Raw genomic sequence first — 16,589 nt, 5'->3', positions numbered from 1 at the left:
TGTAGAGCTAGACGACCTTCCCGAACCCACTGGTGATTATATCGAAAGTTTTTAGTGAAATACTCTATAACTATAGTACGCCTGTCAAAGATGGTATATCCCATATCCGGTTTTGAATAGCTTAGAAAATAGTGTATATGAATTATGGAAATTCTAAACTCTCATACGGGACGGTGACGGTAAATGCATAGCTTTGAAACAATCGATCTAGGGACCTATCGAGGAGACGTGTACTTTTTGAAGGGATTCGTAGAGCCGGAACCATCTCCAGGAGAGCACTACGATCCTGGCCGGGATGCAGACGGATACGGCGTCGTATTGGTCAAGAAGGGGGCAGACCCGCTCGGGGAAAATGAACAGATCGTTCGTATGGATACGAGTCATGGGCAACCGCATCTCGACAAGGTATATCTTCCAACTGACGCGGATGAGGACCGGAAGGTCTGGCTCGAGGATGGATATTCATATACCCGCATGAAACGATATGTAGAGGCCAACTGGAGGGGATTTGCAGATCTTTATATCAAGTATCATGAGTAGGCCGTATGCTCACTACTAGTCGAACCAGGAGTTTTTCGACGAAGATTAATCACGGATCGGATGGACAGCAACAGATATGACAGACAGCGAAGAGACGGTTGCTGAGAAATTTGCAACGGTACATCAGCATCTGGACTATGTAGACCGGACGCTGGACTCGCTGTCACGTGAAATCCAGGCAGAGGTCAACGATATCGTCGATACCACGGACGTCACCGTCGAATACGACATCGATTCAGGATCTTTTCAGGCTCGTCTCCCAGTTGAGGAAATCGCAGCTCGGATCAATCAACGTCTTGATCCCCCATTCTTTGTCCGGGTTGACGGAACGACGGTAGTGGTCGAAGATATCCGACGAGCAGTCGACCTCGATGTTGTCGACCTGGATGAGCACCGGGGTGATCGAGAACGAGCTCGGGCAACGAAGGACGTGATCTCCGGTCTTGAGGACTCCTATGACGATGGCGCCCCAGAAAACGAGGTGATAACGCTTCTTGAGTATTCAGGGCTGTCACGGTCAAACGCTGAACACGAGATCGAGAGGCTCAAACAGAAAGGAGAGATCTACGAACCGTCCATGGATCGTCTCCGGACGACCTAAAGGAAAGATGAGTGAGTCATGGTCGGTACATGGATGATCTGGCGTGGATCAACCCGTCCTGCGGTCAGTCACACTCCGCTGTCTGTCCGTGAGATGAGCTCCTGATTGAATTCATCGCCATCTTTGCCGTGGTGGACTCGACGGTGGCAGTTCGGGCACAGAGCGACGACGTTGTCAGGATGATCAGGACCACCATCACTGCGACGGGAGAGATGATGTACCTCTAAGAACGGCTCGCCGTCAGTACCGAGAAATGGCGCTTCATTCCCACAGCCTTGGCACACGCCATCAGCAACGCGAAGGGCGTATGCTCTGACCGCCTCCGATCTGGTGTAGCTGGTTCGTGTCGTTTCGGGAGTAGCCTGTGGAGTGTCTTCTCCAGTGGATGTCGCTGCTCCCGTAGCCCTCTGGTAGAGCTCAGCCGTATCGAGTTCGTCGAGATCGGTGTCTGTGACTTCGATCGTGTTCTCAACCGGCTCGAGTTTGAATCGGATCGCTCTGCGGCGGTTCCCATCGGTATCTGGAAGCTGTTCTTCGAACCAATCGACACACTCGAACTGTCCGAGGTAAGTTACGCTCCAGGCTTCGTCGTTGTTCTCGAAGAGGTGGAGCTCACGGCCGTCCTCCTGGTGGTCACGGATGGCCTTGTTCCCGCCCGTCATCTCCATATCGCCTGTCCTGCCCTCACCGGTGTAGATGAACGTATCACCGCGAAATTCGTCCTTGTACCCGTGCTCCGTTCCGGAGTCGCCTGTGAATAAGAAGAGGTAGGGATGCTCGGCGGAGGGGGCAATCCCACGATATCGTGTCCCACCGTACGTGTCGTGAAGGTCGACGCGGTCGTATGTGCCGCCGATCTCGAGATCGTCGATGGTCGGTGTCTGGTCGATCCTTTCGCGGAGGAGTCGGGCTCCGAACGCCGTCAGTTCGTAGTGGTCACTCTGGTGGGTCTGTTCGATCGTACCGAGTGCACGGAGCCATTCGAGATGTCTGCCAACGACTGCTTCCGGGAGTTGATACTCGGGGTATGCCTCTCGGAGGGCTGTTTGGATTTCCGGCGCAGTAGCCGGTTGGGCGTCGAGTATCTAGAGAATCGTTTCGAAGCCGGCGACGTTGTCGAGAAATGCCTCAAAGACGAGTTCCGGATCTCCGGTCTCTGCAAACGCTGTGCCACGAGCTGTTGGGTGGTACTGGGCGTCTTGGAGGGTGAGGAGACCAATCGAGCGCTGGAAGCTGACGTACGTTGTGATGGTTGAATCGCTCTCTGCAGCTGTATTGGATACGAGCCAGTTCCGGAGGGAAGGTTCGTCAGGAGGGGTCTCGGCGACGAATGCGAGCATGGACTGGAGGTTCTCGAGTCGCTTTGCAACGCCCCCGAAGAAGCGATCCGTCGTTATCCGACCGTCGTCGGCCATACGGGGGAATCCTATTGGGATGTGAAAGTTCTTCTTGCGTGGCCTACCCTATCGAGGAGAGTATCCCGGATCAATCTATGAGACACCCGTTTCCGCTGTATTGAGAGAGGACTACCCACCAACGGAATTCGATTTGGGAGGCCTTGTGCAACATCTGTTGAGCTTTTCACTGCCAATGTGATTCATCCAATTCGAACCCCGCCCATCTGACGAACGCTCGAAGTAACTCGGGTCGATCGCCGATCGAGGCGATCGATCCGTCAACCTCCCATTCAAGATCAGTGAAATTGAACGGAACGAAATTTCCGAGCAAGTCGATTTTGCCGACCTTCCACACTTGTTCGACTGGCATGAGTTCAGGAGCGTACGTTGGCATCTTGGGAAAAGACACAGCGACCCGGGTCGCTGTGTTTAACCCTGGTGTTGTCAAGAGTCGTTTTGCATACTTGTGTGTTGGAGCATTATCCCAGCAGACAACGGCGGGTTTGTTATAGTAATTCAGGAAATCCCGCACAAACTCGGCAATTATCAGCCCGGGGAGCCCATCTGGAGTCATCCAATGACTGAAGGCAGTCGCGCCGCTGGCAGGCGCGACTGCCAGCACTCCAAGAACCTTCCAGCGGTCCCACTGTCCTGAGCCAACGTGGACCGGTGTCTGTCCACGTGGACCCCACGTTCGTACAACCGTTGACTGCATGCCAAACGAACTCTCGTCGACGAAAACGAGCCATTCGTCGTTCAGTCGCGCTTTTTTCAATTGCCGGGACCGTTTCGTTCAGCCACTCCTCAACGGCCGCTTCGTCGCGCTCGTGAGCGCGACGTTGCGGTTTCTGGCAGCTCCAGTCGATCCGCTGCATATAGCGCCAGACGGTCGGTGTACTCACAGACACACCAAATTCCTGCTCGATCATCACACGGATTCGATCTAATGTCCACCGATCAGTTTCGAAGTCGTGTGCTTGCGGACCCTGCTGGAGCAGGTCCGCAAGCTCGTCGAAATCTTCTTTCGGAAGTGCTGTCGTGGATCCAGGATGCGGTTTCGAACTGAGACCGTCCTTTCCCTCATCCTCATACATCTTCTTCCATCGATATACTGACCACGGTGCAACTCCTTCGATTTCAGCAATCTCGTACGGACTGTGGCCAAGTTCCAGCATGGCGACGGCACGCCGTCGCCGTGCTTCCAATTCTTCTTGCGTTCCGACTGGACGTGTCACAATGTTCAAACTAGGCGCCGAGTGAAGATAGCACTTTGCTCGATGAAAGGCTCAATGAGCCTCCACTAAAGACGTCTGTTGCACAAGGTGGGACGAGGTGGAGACTCGGATTGGTCGGAGAACCATCTGGCAGAGGGAGTTTCCTGACCACAATACCGCCGCTGACGGCTACGATCACACCGCACCCGTCGACGCGTTCGAACCCAACGGCTACGGTCTCTACAATACGGCGGGTAACATTTGGGTGTGGATTGCCGACTGGTGGAGAACCAATCACGATGAAGGGGCCTTCAAAAATCGCACTGGGCTAAGGACGGGACAGCAAAGGTGATCTGGGGCGGATCGCACCTCTGTCACAAGTCCTACTGCAACCGATATCGTGTCGCCGCACGCACCTAGAGTACTCCCGATTACACTACTAGCCACATGGACTTTCGAGTCGTAGCCGATCCCTGAGCACGCAATAGTGGCAACAGATCACTAATTTAGGTTGGCTACATAACTGGGTTAGTTCCATAGGTCCAAAAATTATTGACACTACCCTCATCCACTAATTAATCTGTCAATCAATATCACTGGCAAGTTCTCAAATCGAGGGTTTTAAAACTTAGTATATTGGATTAAAATCTATTATTTGTAGGTATTGTCGCCTATAGCCTGTATTCTCTAATAAATTAAAGTGATATAAGATCTATATTTGTGAATTCATAAGGGTAATAGACATCTATAGGTTTGATATACTGTGGATGTTACCAGTTAATTTCTATAACTTGTGCTCTATATGGATGGTTGTTAAATTAATATATTACACTATCCTCGTATTATTATTATTCTCTGTTATAGTAATCCATGTACTAGAAATATAGATATAATAAAATTATGGAATTACTATCAAGTAGCAGGGGATTCTCAGAGGTTCCTGGTTAATGAAAACTGGCGAAGTAAAAATAAATACTATGGAAATCGTAGATCGCCCTCATGACTTTCGTTACAATCATACCACCGTAATTGTATAGAGACTCGCTGTCAAAGGTTCACCAATATGAGGGACTGGACCACAGCGTCAATGCAATCATTACAACAAAACCTGAATTTCTATGTCTATCCAGTCGGCGTTTGACCATCCAGAAAGGCTTTCGTCGTTTATATATGATATGAAATCGCCTTAAGTCGTCCTGCAGATGTCCCCAGAGATGGGTACAACCCATACCTTTTTATATTAATCAGATAGCCGTTTTAGTCATGACGTGGCGCTTCGTCGGTGCGAACTTTGACCAGATGCATATGAATACGAACCTTCAGTGGGTAGACAATCATCCAAACGCTAAGATCGTCGGCGTCTGTGATGAGACTCCGGAGACGTCCACTGGATCACTTTCAGACGCCGTCGACGATCTTGGCCTATCCGACGACATAGTGTTCGAAGACCTTGATAAGTGTCTTGAGACGGTCGATACAGACATTGTTATCGGCTGTCCACGCAACTCGCTGCACGCTGATTTCGTTGAGCAGGTCGCACCCTACGGTTTCCACATCGTAATAGAAAAACCGCTCTCCGTGTCGCTATCGGATGCCGATCGAATGCTGGAAGCGATGGCTGGTACAGACGGTACTCTCTTCATCAACTGGCCAGCTGCCTGGGACGCTGAACGACATACGATTCGACGGCTTGTCTCCGAGAGTGTCATCGGTGATATCGTTGAGCTCCAATATTATGGCGGAAATGCCGGTGCCCCACCGAATGACAGTTGGTTCTATGAGCCGGCAGACGGTGGTGGGTCGATGCTCGATTATCTCGGCTACGGATCGACTTTCTCGACATGGTTCCGCGGTGGAGAACTTCCAGAGACAGTAACTGCCGAGTCATACACGCCTGACAATGGACCAGTCGACGTCCAAAGCGCAACTATCTGTCGCTATGAAGATGGATTGTCGACACTTCAAACCACCTGGCGAATGCTCACGAATCCCTGGGAGATACAGCCCACAAATAAGAAAGGATATGAAATCATTGGAACAGAGGGTGCCATCACGAATCGGACAGAGGGAGACGTTATTCGTGTATCGACTGCCGAAGAACCCGAAGGCTACACAGTAGCAGCCGATCCCCTGGAACCGCAGTATCAGGACCTTGCCCACTATGTGATCTACTGTCTTGAAAACGATGTGGAACCTGAGGGGCCGCTCGACCCCCAATTCTGCCGGGAAGCTCACAGAATAGTCGAAACCGCGCGGCGTAGCGCCGACGCGGGCAAACGTTTAGACCTAGTCGACTAAAAGCCGTCAAATGGCGGGTTCTGAAGGCTGATTTTTGGACTGAGAAAGTACGAGACTAGACTAATACAGTTGCCAGATTAGGTGAGCCAATCTAGTAAAAAATGTTACCTGCGGTACAGTAGCGAGGCCGAGTCTCCGGTCCTTGGTATAGTTATTTTCGGGCAGGAAATGGGACGTACTCCGTCAGGTCTGTGGCCCGAGGGTCGACTTCCTGCCCCGTCTCGGCGGCCTTGTAGGCGGCCATGCACAGACGAAGGATACGGCAACCATCATCGAGATCAAGTCTCGCATTCTGTTCATCTCGGAAGGATTCAATCGCGTTACGGTTCTCTGCAACGTAGCCACCCTTTACTACTTCAGCGGCAGAGACCGGCATTCGGCCGCTGGTGGCGTTTTGTTTCTCTGCCCAGCCTTCATCGTTCGACAAATCGTCCGAGAAAAAGACGCTGGAAGACGTCTCATCAGAGAGTACCTGTCCAGAGTACTCGGGCCCAAGCAATTCTATCGTCCGCCTGACGCCGGATCCGACGTAACACCACGATCCGCTCGCCTCGGAGATAACGGGCCGCCCATTCGCATCCTCGTACTGAATCGTCGCGCTTGCGTAGTCGTCGACAGGATCCGTTGCGAAGTTAATATCGTATGCGGCCTCCAGTTCCTCCGCATAGGCATTTCGATCCCATTTGAGTGTCCCCGTATTCGCCGTAACTGAGACGGCTTTGGGGGGAGATCCATTGGGATCGGATAACAAGATTTCGTTATTGGCAAGGGCGTGACAGAGCATATCCGTCAGCGCGCCGCCACCTTGTTTACGCCCATCCCAGAACCAACCTGAGTGCGGACCTCCGTGTTCGGCCTGGGAGCGGGCAATGTACGGGCGGCCGGCGTCACGGCCCTGCTCCCAGAGAAGGGACCGCATATCACCGACGTCAGGTTCGTGGGGCCAGTTTTCGAGGTAGGCATGCGGGAGATCGACGCGATCCACGAGTTCAAGCAGTCGGTTCCCTTCCTTGACCGTCCTGCCAATCGGCTTTTCTACAGCGATGCCTTGCAAGTCGGCACCGTCTTCAACGGCCTCTATAACTGCCTTCACGGCGTTGAGGCGGGTGAAGTTCGGAGTGGTGACCCAGATGGCATCGACGTCCGGATCAGTAGCCAGCGCCTTGATCTCTCCGTCACCGTAGATAGAAGGCTCAGAATTTCCATTTTGATTACAGTCGGCAGCGAGTGACGAGGCGTTTTCCCGCGTTCTGTTCTGGATTCCTGCGATACGGGCATCAGGGATATATTCGACGCTCGGTGCATGCGCTTCACGGCTGATAAAGCCAGCTCCGACGAGACCGATACCAAAGTCATCCGATGACATGCCTGTAACATCGGTAGCGATTACAAAAACCATGCGGATTATCGACGAGAGAGACAGTCGGTAATCCAACTAGTTGCCATGAGAAAGCGAACAAGATCTCACACTGACTTTGATTCCCCCTCATCACCACGCTGAGAGATTTGCGGAGACAAGGATTTTAATACCTGTTCTTCGTTCATTGTTGCGATGAGCTTTGAGTCAGTGGCTAACTACCAGTTGTTCTGGGGAGATCTCCACAAACACATGACAGGGCCGGGTGCCGATCGAAGCGAACTGGATACTGTGTTGGAGTATGCCCAGCAACATCTCGATGTCTCTGTGGTACAATGTTACCCGTTCAAGTGGTATCGGAAAGGGCGTGAGGGAGGTATTCGAGAGGAGTCAGTTGGGCCTGACGCGGAGTTTGAATCCTGGTGGGACGATATCCAGGCCGTATCAGTACGGAATAACAATCCACAGGAATTCGTCACCTTTCCCGCCTACGAGTGGAACGGGAACCGAACCCGATGGGGGGATCACAACGTGTACTACAAAGACGAAGGGAACCCTCTTGATCAAGCCTGGGACCTTACGTCCCTGCTAGAGAACGCGTCCGACCGCGAGGCACTTGTATTCCCCCATCACACAGCATATGATGTAGGAAATCGGGGCAAAGACTGGGACATCTACGAGGACCAACTATCTCCTGTCGCAGAGATTTACTCTAGTCACGGGTCAAGCGAATCGATCGACTCTCCTGTCTCAATGGAACAAAACCCGGATACGGGACCCCGTACGGCAGGAGGCACCTACGTAGATGGATTAAATCAGGGTCATCATGTCGGAGTGATCGCTTCGAACGATGGTCCAGGTCTGCCAGGGACATGGGGAAAGGGAGTCGCCGGTATATGGGCTACCGAGTTGACGCGGGATGCGGTCTGGGAAGCGCTGAAAGAGCGGCGTACCTACGGCGTTACTGGCGACAGAATTACACTCTGGTGGTCGATAGATGGCCATCCACTCGGATCGCATGTTACCGATACTGTGAAACGACAGGCTGTAGTGGATGTAGATTGTCCGCTCCCGCTGGATCGCGTTGAACTGATTTACAACGGTGACGTGGAACGGGTGTACACACATCAGGATACCTCAAAGGATGAGGAATCAGACTGCTACCGGTTATTAATGGAGTTCGGTTGGGGACCGACGCCTGAGTACGGCGATTTTGATGAAACCGAGTTCGACTGGTCGGGAACGATCCGTGCAAGAAATGGAACTGTCACTGAGATTCAACCTCGCTTCAGAGGGTTCGGGCAGACGTACGACTTCACAGATGGAGAGTGCGAGTTTGATCTCGTCACATCCCGTGATAACCAAAGCTATCTCCTTCCTGAGGGAGACGCTGATCGCACGACACAGGGATTCATTGTCGAAGTCACTGGATCCGATGACACCACTATCGTCGTCGATGTGGAGGATGAACGATTAGAAATTCCACTCGAAAGCGCGAGGGCTACAAATCACTTGTTCGCTTTCGAGAATGAATGTCGAAACCGGCTCATCGAGGAGTTCGAACTCCACGACGAAGACATCAACAATCCGGATATCGTCTATCATAATTCCCGGAAAGTCCGAGTGAGTCGGGCATATCACGAATCCAGTTGCCAGGCCAGCGTTGAGTTCGACGAATTGCCCGCGAGTGACGATGAGGATTACTATTACGTGCGTGTCGCACAACGTAATGGCCAATACGCCTGGGGATCTCCGATCTGGATCGACAACTAATCACAATGAAGGGGACCATCCAACGCGCTATCTCGAGTTAACCTCAATCGACGATCACTAGTGGACCTGCCAGTTAATTCGTACCCAGTAGCTGTCCTCGTGTGGAGCGTCGCTACCGAAGGTAAACCTGAGCGGCACAGTCAAAACACGCTTCGGGTGAACTGACTCCCGAGCCGTCGAAGTGAATCGACGGCTCGTACTGGCCGTCGCTGTATTTGTGGAACGCGAGCTCCCACGATTCCATGTCACCAGTCCACCCTAACCGGCACATCTTCACTGGGGTTTGGCGAACCTGCTCTTGTTCTTCCTTCGTCGATCCTGGCATAATCCACGGATCACTGTCGAAGACCTCCACATAGGCGTATTTACCGCGGAATCGAACGTTGACCCGCGCGCATCGCTTGGACCAAGCGGTGCGCGCGTGCGTCTCTAAGCGGTCTTCGAGAGCCTGCCGTGCGTACTCCGGAATTGGATCCATCTTAGAGAAACGCGTTCAACGAGATTCACTCTATCGTTGGGAGCCTTTCAAGGAGTCTCGTCAAGTCGTTCCTCGTGTAGGTCCACTCAAACGGTTCTGGATCACTGTTCCACAACTCCCCGAACTCGGTGATGCGGTTTTCAACCGCATCGACCGAGTGAAAGCTTTCGCCAGTCAGTGATTTCCGCGTCAGGACTGAGAAATACAGTTCGATCTGATTCAACCAGGATGCGCCAGTCGGCAGATGTAACCCTATTGCGGTAGGATACTGCTTTTTGAGCCACCATCTGAACGTCGCGGGATGGTGAGCACTGCCATTGTCGACGATCCAAAAGACCCGATCTGCGCTTCGGCAGATCGGGTCGGCCATCACTTTCTCAACCAGCGTTTCAAAGTTCGCACGTGTGTTCCGGTCGACGCAGTGGCCGATCACACCGCCAGTCCCTGCGATGAACGCAGCCTGGTAGATAGTGGTCCCGTGGCGATCATACTGGTGACCGATTCGAACTGATTTGCCCGGTCCCGGCGGCGTCTTCCGCCGGGACCGGGCTTGTATCCCGGTTTTTTCGTCAGCACAGATAATGACGTCACGATCAGTGAGCGGTTCGTCTTCCCACTTTCCGGTGTAGAGATCACAGACACGACCAGCCTTCTGCTTGAACTGAGGATCACGTGGAGTAACCCACGATGCCACCGTCCAGGGTTTAATCGCCGCCTGCTTGAGCCAGGCGGCGATTGTAGACCGTGCTGGACAAGGATTGACTTCGTGAGTAGCCTGAGCATGGATATCGGCGGAGCTGAGTCGCGACAACGGGAGTTGACGGTTCGCCGGAAGTTCACACGCGAGCGCTGTGATGAGAGCGCGTGTGGAGTCGGGATAGATACGTGGTCGGCCGGGCCGGGGCTTGTCGACAAGCCCGGCCCGGCCAGAGTCAGCGTAGCGATTGCGCCATTTGCGTACAGTCTTGCGAGTACAGGAGAGTTGGCGAGCGATTTGGGTGTTATTATAGCTGCGAGCAGCTAACAGGACGATCCGAGATCGGAACACATCACGTTGTGAAGCGGTTGCCCTTCGGACAACCGCTTCGAGGTGAGTCCGTTCGAGATAGGACAACGTGATCTGGGCTGGTGTAGGGGTAGTGTGAGAAGACATGAGTTCACGCTCATCACCAGTGAAAGGAGTGGAATGAGTAAGAACTCACCGGGGTGGGTACGAATTAACTGGCAGGTCCACTAGGTTGTGACGAATGGTCTTACCTCTGCTCAGCCGCCGTAGTTGGCCTCAATTCATCATTTTCAAGCACTATCGACGAATCCTGATCGCTAGAGCGATAGATCGCAGCGATAATACGCTGGACCTGCAGCGCTTCGTCAATGGTATTCATTGACGGGCGTTTGTCTGAATAGACGCCCTGCAAAAACGCTAAATCTTCGTCGCAAAGCTTGTCATTCTCGCGTTTTGACGTCAAAGTGGTGTCGCTGTAATGGTCGTGATCCTTGCTCCCAGTTTTGAATATATCGAGGGAGTCTCCACGTAGATCCATGCGGACGCCGGCATCTGTGCCGCGGACAACAAACGTTTCGTCTGGCTCCCTATTTGCAGCCCATGCGATTTCGAGTGAAATTGTTAGGTCTCCAGCACACCTCATAAGAACAGTTGCCGAGTCATCGACATCCCGTGACTCATCCGTAAGGTCCCACTTCCCGGCCCAATCGTCGGGATCATCATAATTGTCTCGGGCTATAAACGAGTTGCGTGTGACGCCCATCACCTCGATCACCTCTGGATAACCGGCTAGGTAGAGGGCATAGTCGATGGCATGGACGCCTATATCGATGAGGGCACCACCGCCGGCCACCTCCTCACTAGTGAACCAGGATCCGAGTCCAGGGATTCCGCGCCGACGGACGTATCCCCCCTCAATGGCGTTAAGATCGCCGAGTTCTCCATCTTGTTGATAGGCCTTGTACAGCGACGTAGCGGAGCCGAAACGGTGTTTAAATCCAGCCATACAGAAGGCATCCGACTGTTCATCTGCGGCCGCGATTCGTTCCGCCGCGGGGAGGGAATGAGCAAGTGGTTTCTCACAAAGCACGGCCACGTTGTCGTCAAGTGCAGCCAGAGCTGCTGGTTCGTGAAACTTATTTGGAGTTGTGATGACCACAGCATCAAGGTTGGTCCCGTCGTACATACGCTCGAAGGAGGCGTATGATTCCGCGCTGAACTTCACCTCAAACTTCTGCCTCGCGTCTGAATCAATGTCGGTACCAGCGACGATATCTGCGCCAAGTTCCTCTAAGTTAGTTGCATGGCGTGTTCCCATCAATCCAAGACCGATGACACCGACAGAGGCATTGGCATCTTTCATCACATGTAATGGATAACCACATCAGTATAAATCTGTGCTAGCGTGACAATTTCCAGAATTATCAGACTAGTACATTGATTTATCACCCTATAGTCTGCTGGTTACGGGAATAAATTACCCAATATTAATATAGCTCTGAATTTAAAAGGGCCTCTGTTTACTATTGCCGTTATAGGAAGAATATACTGCCCTGATACGGGAAGTTGTAGTAGTTGATGTCTCCCACCAATAACGTCGTGATTATCCATACTGATGACACTGGCCGGTATATCAGTCCCTATGGATATGGGATCGACACCCCGAATCTCCAGCATCTGGCCCAAGATGGAGTCCTCTTCCGCAATGCGCACTGTGCAGGTCCAACCTGTTCACCAAGCCGGGGTGCGCTCTACACGGGGTCAAGTCCACATTCAAACGGTCTGATTGGATTGGCGCATCGTGGCTTTGAAATGCACGAATATAATCATCATCTGTCTAATTTCCTCTCGGAACGTGGATTCCATACTGTGTTGGCTGGCCAACAGCACGAAATTCCCCGAAATACGGAAGCCGACCTGGAAAAATCGGTACTGGGCTACGACCGTGTGCTGCGTGGAGATGACACAGATCCTAGTAACGGACGGTTAGACCACGGACATACCCGTCGAGACTTTGCCATCACAGAAGAAGCCACCAAGTTTCTTCGTGAAACGGATCGAGACGACGACTCAGACCCGTTTTTCCTTTCACTGGGGCTATACAACACACACAAACCGTTACCCATTGATCAGAATCTCGTCGCTCCCGATACTGTGGCGCCACCGGACCCCCTGCCAGACGTCCCATCTATACGAGAGGAGATGGCCGCTTATCATGCCGCAGTCCAAAACGTCGATAAGTGTGTTGGAGAGGTCTACAAAACTCTTGAATCGACGGGTTTGATCGATGAAACGCTGTTTCTCTTTACAACGGACCATGGGATTCCGTTCCCATTGATGAAGTGTACCCTTTCAGACAGCGGAACGGGTGTCTCGTTGATTGCGAAATTCCCGGACCAAATTGACTCACAGGGGTCATCCGTAGTAGACGAACTCGTCTCTCAAATTGACCTCTTCCCCACGTTTTGCGACTACCTTGGATTCGACATCCCACAATGGGTAGAGGGAATATCGTTGCTCCCTATGCTTCATGGCGATGAGGAATCCGTACGTGATGAAGTGTTTAGTGAAGTCACATATCATGCTGCCTACGAACCGAAGCGATCAGTCCGGACTAAACGATACCGATACGTGCAACGATTTGACGAGCAGTACGACCAATATGTCGCTCCAAACACGGACGCAGGGCAGTCAAAAGAATTCTTTAAAAAATTGGGGTATTTCGAGCAAGCGCCTCCAAAAAAAGCATTATATGATCTATATCTCGATCCAAATCAGCGTAATAATATTCTCGAAGAGCCGCAGTACGAATCGGTTGGTCGAGACCTCCGCGACCGACTGCTAAACTGGATGGAGCAGACGAATGACCCATTGATAGGCGGTCCCGTTTCGAAACCTGATGGGGCCGTCGCCGACAAACAAGGAGCGCTCCATCCCGATATGGGAGAGTTCGAGGCTCCAGACGCGCGATAATCTGTTTATAAATCATGCGAAATTATGTGGAAATAAACTCCTTTCAACTGCTCAGTTCTGTCGTTAGCGTCCCAAGACGCAGGGAGGGCCATTTTATGGGAGCTGAGAGTCGGAGTCTACAAGGTAACAACGGAGAGACGGGAGTGATAGAATAGGCTGATATCTGAGGAGAGGGACCAAATTGTTTAAGCTCTCGCGCTCAGAGAAGATGGCAATATCAAATGAAACTCGATGAGATTGAGAGCGTTCTCGAAGCATATGGGTTGTCTCCATACCAGGCAAATGCCTTCCTTACAGTCCTCGAGCTCCGTGACGCCTCGGTCTCAGAAATCAACGAGGCCTCTAACGTCCCTCAGCCGCGCATCTATGACGTCCTGGAGACTCTCAATGAGAAAGGGATCATCGAGACCTACGAGAAAGGGTCACTTCGTGCCCGTATCACGGATCCAACCACGTTCATCGATAGCCTTGAACAATTAGGCGAAGACCTATATGATACTGCAGATATAATTGATGATTACTATCAAAAGCCACCCCTCGAGAAGCACTCCTTCGAAATTTATGACGATTTTCAGCAAGTACTCAAACACGCCGTAGAGGATGTTCGCCAGTCAACTGACAGTATCAACCTGGCTCTTTCTGCGTCGAGCTTCTTGCAGCTCCATAATCCTCTCAAAGAGGCGATTGAGAACGATATAATCATCAACATTTCTATACACATTACCGAGGGCTCTAAAACTGGAATCGACGATCTAATGCCCTACTTGCGAGATGCGGCTTCAGAAGTACGATATAGGGAGACGTCGGCTCCATTCCTTGCATTGGTTGATTCCCACCGGTCGTATTTCGGTGTCTCAAGGCCCCAATCCGGTTACGGCATGTTCGTCCAAGATCAGGCGCTTTCAACGATGCTCTACCGATACTTCCAGGACACCCTCTGGAGACGGTGGGAGGTAATCCATGGGCATGGGCGGCGCACAGATAAGTTTCGGAGGGAATATGCTAGCATCAGGAATTGTGTTCGTGACCTCCGGTCATATCCCGCCAATAGGGATTCTCTAGAAGTGACCGTAGACGGATATGAAACTGATACTGGTCGTGAACGGCATATAGAGGGCGTAGTTGCCGACTTCTATCCCAGCGTAGACGATGGAATCAGTGTAACAGACGCCGATCAAATCAATTTGGCAGTCGAGACAGAATGTAAAACATATACCGTGGGAGGGTTCGGAGCCATCGTCGAAGACCTCAGAGCGACACGGATACGGGTTACGAGACTCGAAGATCCCTCAGCTTGATGAAGAAGGGTATAAAACGCGCTCCAAGATGAACGGTAGTGGTAACAGGGTTTATTAGGGATAGAATAGATCCATTTGTTTGGAATTACAATGGCTGACAAGCGTTCATCTGACAAAAAAACAGTGAACCGACGCCGCTTCGTTAAAGCAGCCGGTGCTGCAGGATCAATAGCCCTTGCTGGTTGTAGCGGTAATGGTGGCAACGGTGGTAACGGTGGTAACGGTGGCAGTGGTGGCAATGGTGGCAGTGGTGGCAATGGTGGCAATGGTGGCAACGGCGGCAACGACAGTAATGGTAGCACGGAGGGGTCAGCGGGACAGGATACTGTGACGCTTGAATGGGCAGCAGATCCTCGTATTGAGCAGAGCAAAGACGTGGTTCTGGAAGAACTCCGAAATGCAGGCCTTCCAGAACACATCGAGCTGAATATCATTGCAGGTTCAAACGTTACAGATCAGCGCCAGGATCAGTACACTCAGTGGCTCAACTCCGAGCGGAGTGAGCCAGACCTCTTTATGATGGACAGCGGATGGACGATTCCATTCATCGTCCGAGAACAAACGGAGAACCTGGAAAATCACTTATCGAGTGATCTAATTGAGTCCGTCCAGGAAGAGTACTTTGAACCTGCAGTATCAACCTCACAGAGCCAGGACGGCGCGCTTCACGCTATCCCTATGTGGGTCGGACTGCCAGGGATGGGGTACCGGAAGGACCTCGTTGAAGAAGCTGGATACGACCCTGAAGGAGAAAATTGGGCAACCGAGGGTGTCACTTGGGAAGAGTTCTCACAGGTCGTAAGTGAGGTTAAGGAAAGCAATGACGACATTGAATATGGGTACACGTTCCAAGCCGATGATTACGAGGGATTATCCTGTTGTAATTTCAATGAGTTTATCTCATCTTGGGGAGGAGCGTACTTTGGTGGTGACCTGTTTGGACCAGTCGGGGACCGCGACGTAACTGTCAACGAGGAGCCAGTTCTGAACGCAATCCGGATGATCAGGACATTCATCCATGGTGGAGATGATTCCGAATCGCTGGACGGATACGCCGGTCAAATCTCCCCAGAAGCGGTTCTCCAATGGAACGAACAGAGCTCTGCTGATCCGTTCCTCAACGGCAATGCGGTTGCGAATCGAAATTGGCCCTCCTACATTAAGGACGCATCTAGTGAATTAGGAGACTCACTCGGATTTATGCCGATCCCGCATGCGGTAACGGCAGATGAAGCAACCTACGAAGGCCGCGGAGGTCCTGTTGGTGCACTTGGTGGCTGGAACATGACGATAAACCCCTATTCCGAGAGAAAAGAAGCTGCTGCGCAACTCGTCGAGGCGACAATGGCTGATAGCTTCCATCTGAACGCGGTATTCGAATCCATCGGCCAGATTCCCCCGAAGCCATCGGTCCTTGAATCCGATGGAGCGTCAGAGATTCCGGAAATCGGACGATTTATGGAGACGTTCCGTGTTATTGGCGAAAACGCGGTTCCGAGGCCTGTGACGCCAGTCTGGCCACAGCAGTCGTCTGAGATTTCGGGAGAGGTCAACGATACGCTTGGCCAAGGGAAAAGTCCCGGGGATGCCATGTCGGATCTCGAATCCTCACTTCAAGAGATCGAAGACAGCGTCTGAATCGCCAACTCTGGGT

14 protein-coding genes and 1 pseudogene are annotated in these 16,589 nt (G+C 52.1%); 8 read left to right on the top strand and 7 right to left on the bottom strand.

The features are described from left to right. The first annotated feature begins 183 nt into the window (after positions 1-183). Both LCF40_RS18600 and LCF40_RS18595 read left to right on the top strand, forming a co-directional pair. A complete protein-coding gene (locus tag LCF40_RS18600) occupies positions 184-540 on the top strand; it encodes a DUF7718 family protein (RefSeq protein ID WP_224829685.1) in 357 nt (118 codons plus the stop codon). A gap of 76 nt (positions 541-616) precedes the next feature. Beyond that, positions 617-1,141, top strand: a complete 525-nt coding sequence (locus LCF40_RS18595; RefSeq protein WP_224829684.1) for a hypothetical protein — start codon at positions 617-619, stop codon at positions 1,139-1,141. Between the two features lie 68 nt (positions 1,142-1,209). On the opposite strand, the gene LCF40_RS18590 is transcribed toward LCF40_RS18595, so the two are convergent. From LCF40_RS18590 to LCF40_RS23830, 4 genes and pseudogenes are all read right to left on the bottom strand, one after another. Continuing rightward, positions 1,210-1,998, bottom strand: a complete 789-nt coding sequence (locus tag LCF40_RS18590) for an HNH endonuclease (protein WP_465269270.1) — start codon at positions 1,996-1,998, stop codon at positions 1,210-1,212. Between the two features lie 228 nt (positions 1,999-2,226). Further along, positions 2,227-2,556 carry a hypothetical protein gene (locus LCF40_RS18585; RefSeq protein WP_224829682.1) on the bottom strand — a complete coding sequence of 110 codons (330 nt, stop codon included), beginning with the start codon at positions 2,554-2,556 and terminating at the stop codon, positions 2,227-2,229. Positions 2,557-2,722: 166 nt separating this feature from the next. Further along, positions 2,723-3,313 carry a transposase gene (locus LCF40_RS18580; protein ID WP_224829681.1) on the bottom strand — a complete coding sequence of 197 codons (591 nt, stop codon included), beginning with the start codon at positions 3,311-3,313 and terminating at the stop codon, positions 2,723-2,725. 13 nt (positions 3,314-3,326) lie between these two features. Beyond that, positions 3,327-3,773 (bottom strand): annotated as a pseudogene (locus LCF40_RS23830) (IS630 family transposase); the annotation flags it as partial. A gap of 97 nt (positions 3,774-3,870) precedes the next feature. On the opposite strand from LCF40_RS23830, the gene LCF40_RS23825 reads away from it, so the two are divergent. Together LCF40_RS23825 and LCF40_RS18565 are read left to right on the top strand one after the other, a co-directional pair. Beyond that, entirely contained in the window at positions 3,871-4,104 is a 234-nt protein-coding gene (locus tag LCF40_RS23825; protein ID WP_224829680.1) for an SUMF1/EgtB/PvdO family nonheme iron enzyme, read from the top strand. Between the two features lie 911 nt (positions 4,105-5,015). Continuing rightward, the gene (locus LCF40_RS18565) at positions 5,016-6,050 is read left to right on the top strand and encodes a Gfo/Idh/MocA family protein (protein WP_224829679.1); all 1,035 of its coding nucleotides are present in this window, start codon (positions 5,016-5,018) and stop codon (positions 6,048-6,050) included. Between the two features lie 151 nt (positions 6,051-6,201). On the opposite strand, the gene LCF40_RS18560 is transcribed toward LCF40_RS18565, so the two are convergent. Further along, positions 6,202-7,416 carry a Gfo/Idh/MocA family protein gene (locus LCF40_RS18560; protein WP_224829678.1) on the bottom strand — a complete coding sequence of 405 codons (1,215 nt, stop codon included), beginning with the start codon at positions 7,414-7,416 and terminating at the stop codon, positions 6,202-6,204. Positions 7,417-7,602: 186 nt separating this feature from the next. Between LCF40_RS18560 and LCF40_RS18555 the strand changes: the two genes are divergently transcribed. Further along, positions 7,603-9,180, top strand: coding sequence for a DUF3604 domain-containing protein (locus LCF40_RS18555; protein ID WP_224829677.1), 1,578 nt, complete (start codon positions 7,603-7,605; stop codon positions 9,178-9,180). Positions 9,181-9,683: 503 nt separating this feature from the next. Here LCF40_RS18555 and LCF40_RS18550 read toward each other — a convergent pair. Both LCF40_RS18550 and LCF40_RS18545 read right to left on the bottom strand, forming a co-directional pair. Continuing rightward, positions 9,684-10,811, bottom strand: coding sequence for an IS630 family transposase (locus tag LCF40_RS18550; protein WP_224829676.1), 1,128 nt, complete (start codon positions 10,809-10,811; stop codon positions 9,684-9,686). A 100-nt stretch (positions 10,812-10,911) separates the two neighbouring features. Next, positions 10,912-12,027 (bottom strand): Gfo/Idh/MocA family protein, encoded by a 1,116-nt coding sequence (locus LCF40_RS18545; protein WP_224829675.1) that lies wholly within the window; start codon positions 12,025-12,027, stop codon positions 10,912-10,914. A 215-nt stretch (positions 12,028-12,242) separates the two neighbouring features. On the opposite strand from LCF40_RS18545, the gene LCF40_RS18540 reads away from it, so the two are divergent. The 3 genes from LCF40_RS18540 (at position 12,243) to LCF40_RS18530 (ending at position 16,573) form a co-directional block, all read left to right on the top strand. Continuing rightward, positions 12,243-13,637 (top strand): sulfatase family protein, encoded by a 1,395-nt coding sequence (locus LCF40_RS18540; RefSeq protein ID WP_224829674.1) that lies wholly within the window; start codon positions 12,243-12,245, stop codon positions 13,635-13,637. A 221-nt stretch (positions 13,638-13,858) separates the two neighbouring features. Then, positions 13,859-14,935: a TrmB family transcriptional regulator sugar-binding domain-containing protein gene (locus LCF40_RS18535; protein WP_224829673.1), complete on the top strand. Its 1,077-nt coding sequence runs from the start codon at positions 13,859-13,861 to the stop codon at positions 14,933-14,935. Between the two features lie 90 nt (positions 14,936-15,025). Then, the gene (locus LCF40_RS18530) at positions 15,026-16,573 is read left to right on the top strand and encodes an extracellular solute-binding protein (RefSeq protein WP_224829672.1); all 1,548 of its coding nucleotides are present in this window, start codon (positions 15,026-15,028) and stop codon (positions 16,571-16,573) included. The last annotated feature ends 16 nt before the right edge of the window (positions 16,574-16,589 follow it).

Origin of the sequence: Saliphagus infecundisoli (assembly GCF_020177375.1) — an archaeon.
GTDB classification, from domain to species: Archaea; Halobacteriota; Halobacteria; order Halobacteriales; family Natrialbaceae; genus Saliphagus; species Saliphagus infecundisoli.
The sequence above is the reverse complement of the archived record's forward strand: the minus strand, read 5'-3'. Positions and strand labels throughout refer to the sequence as shown.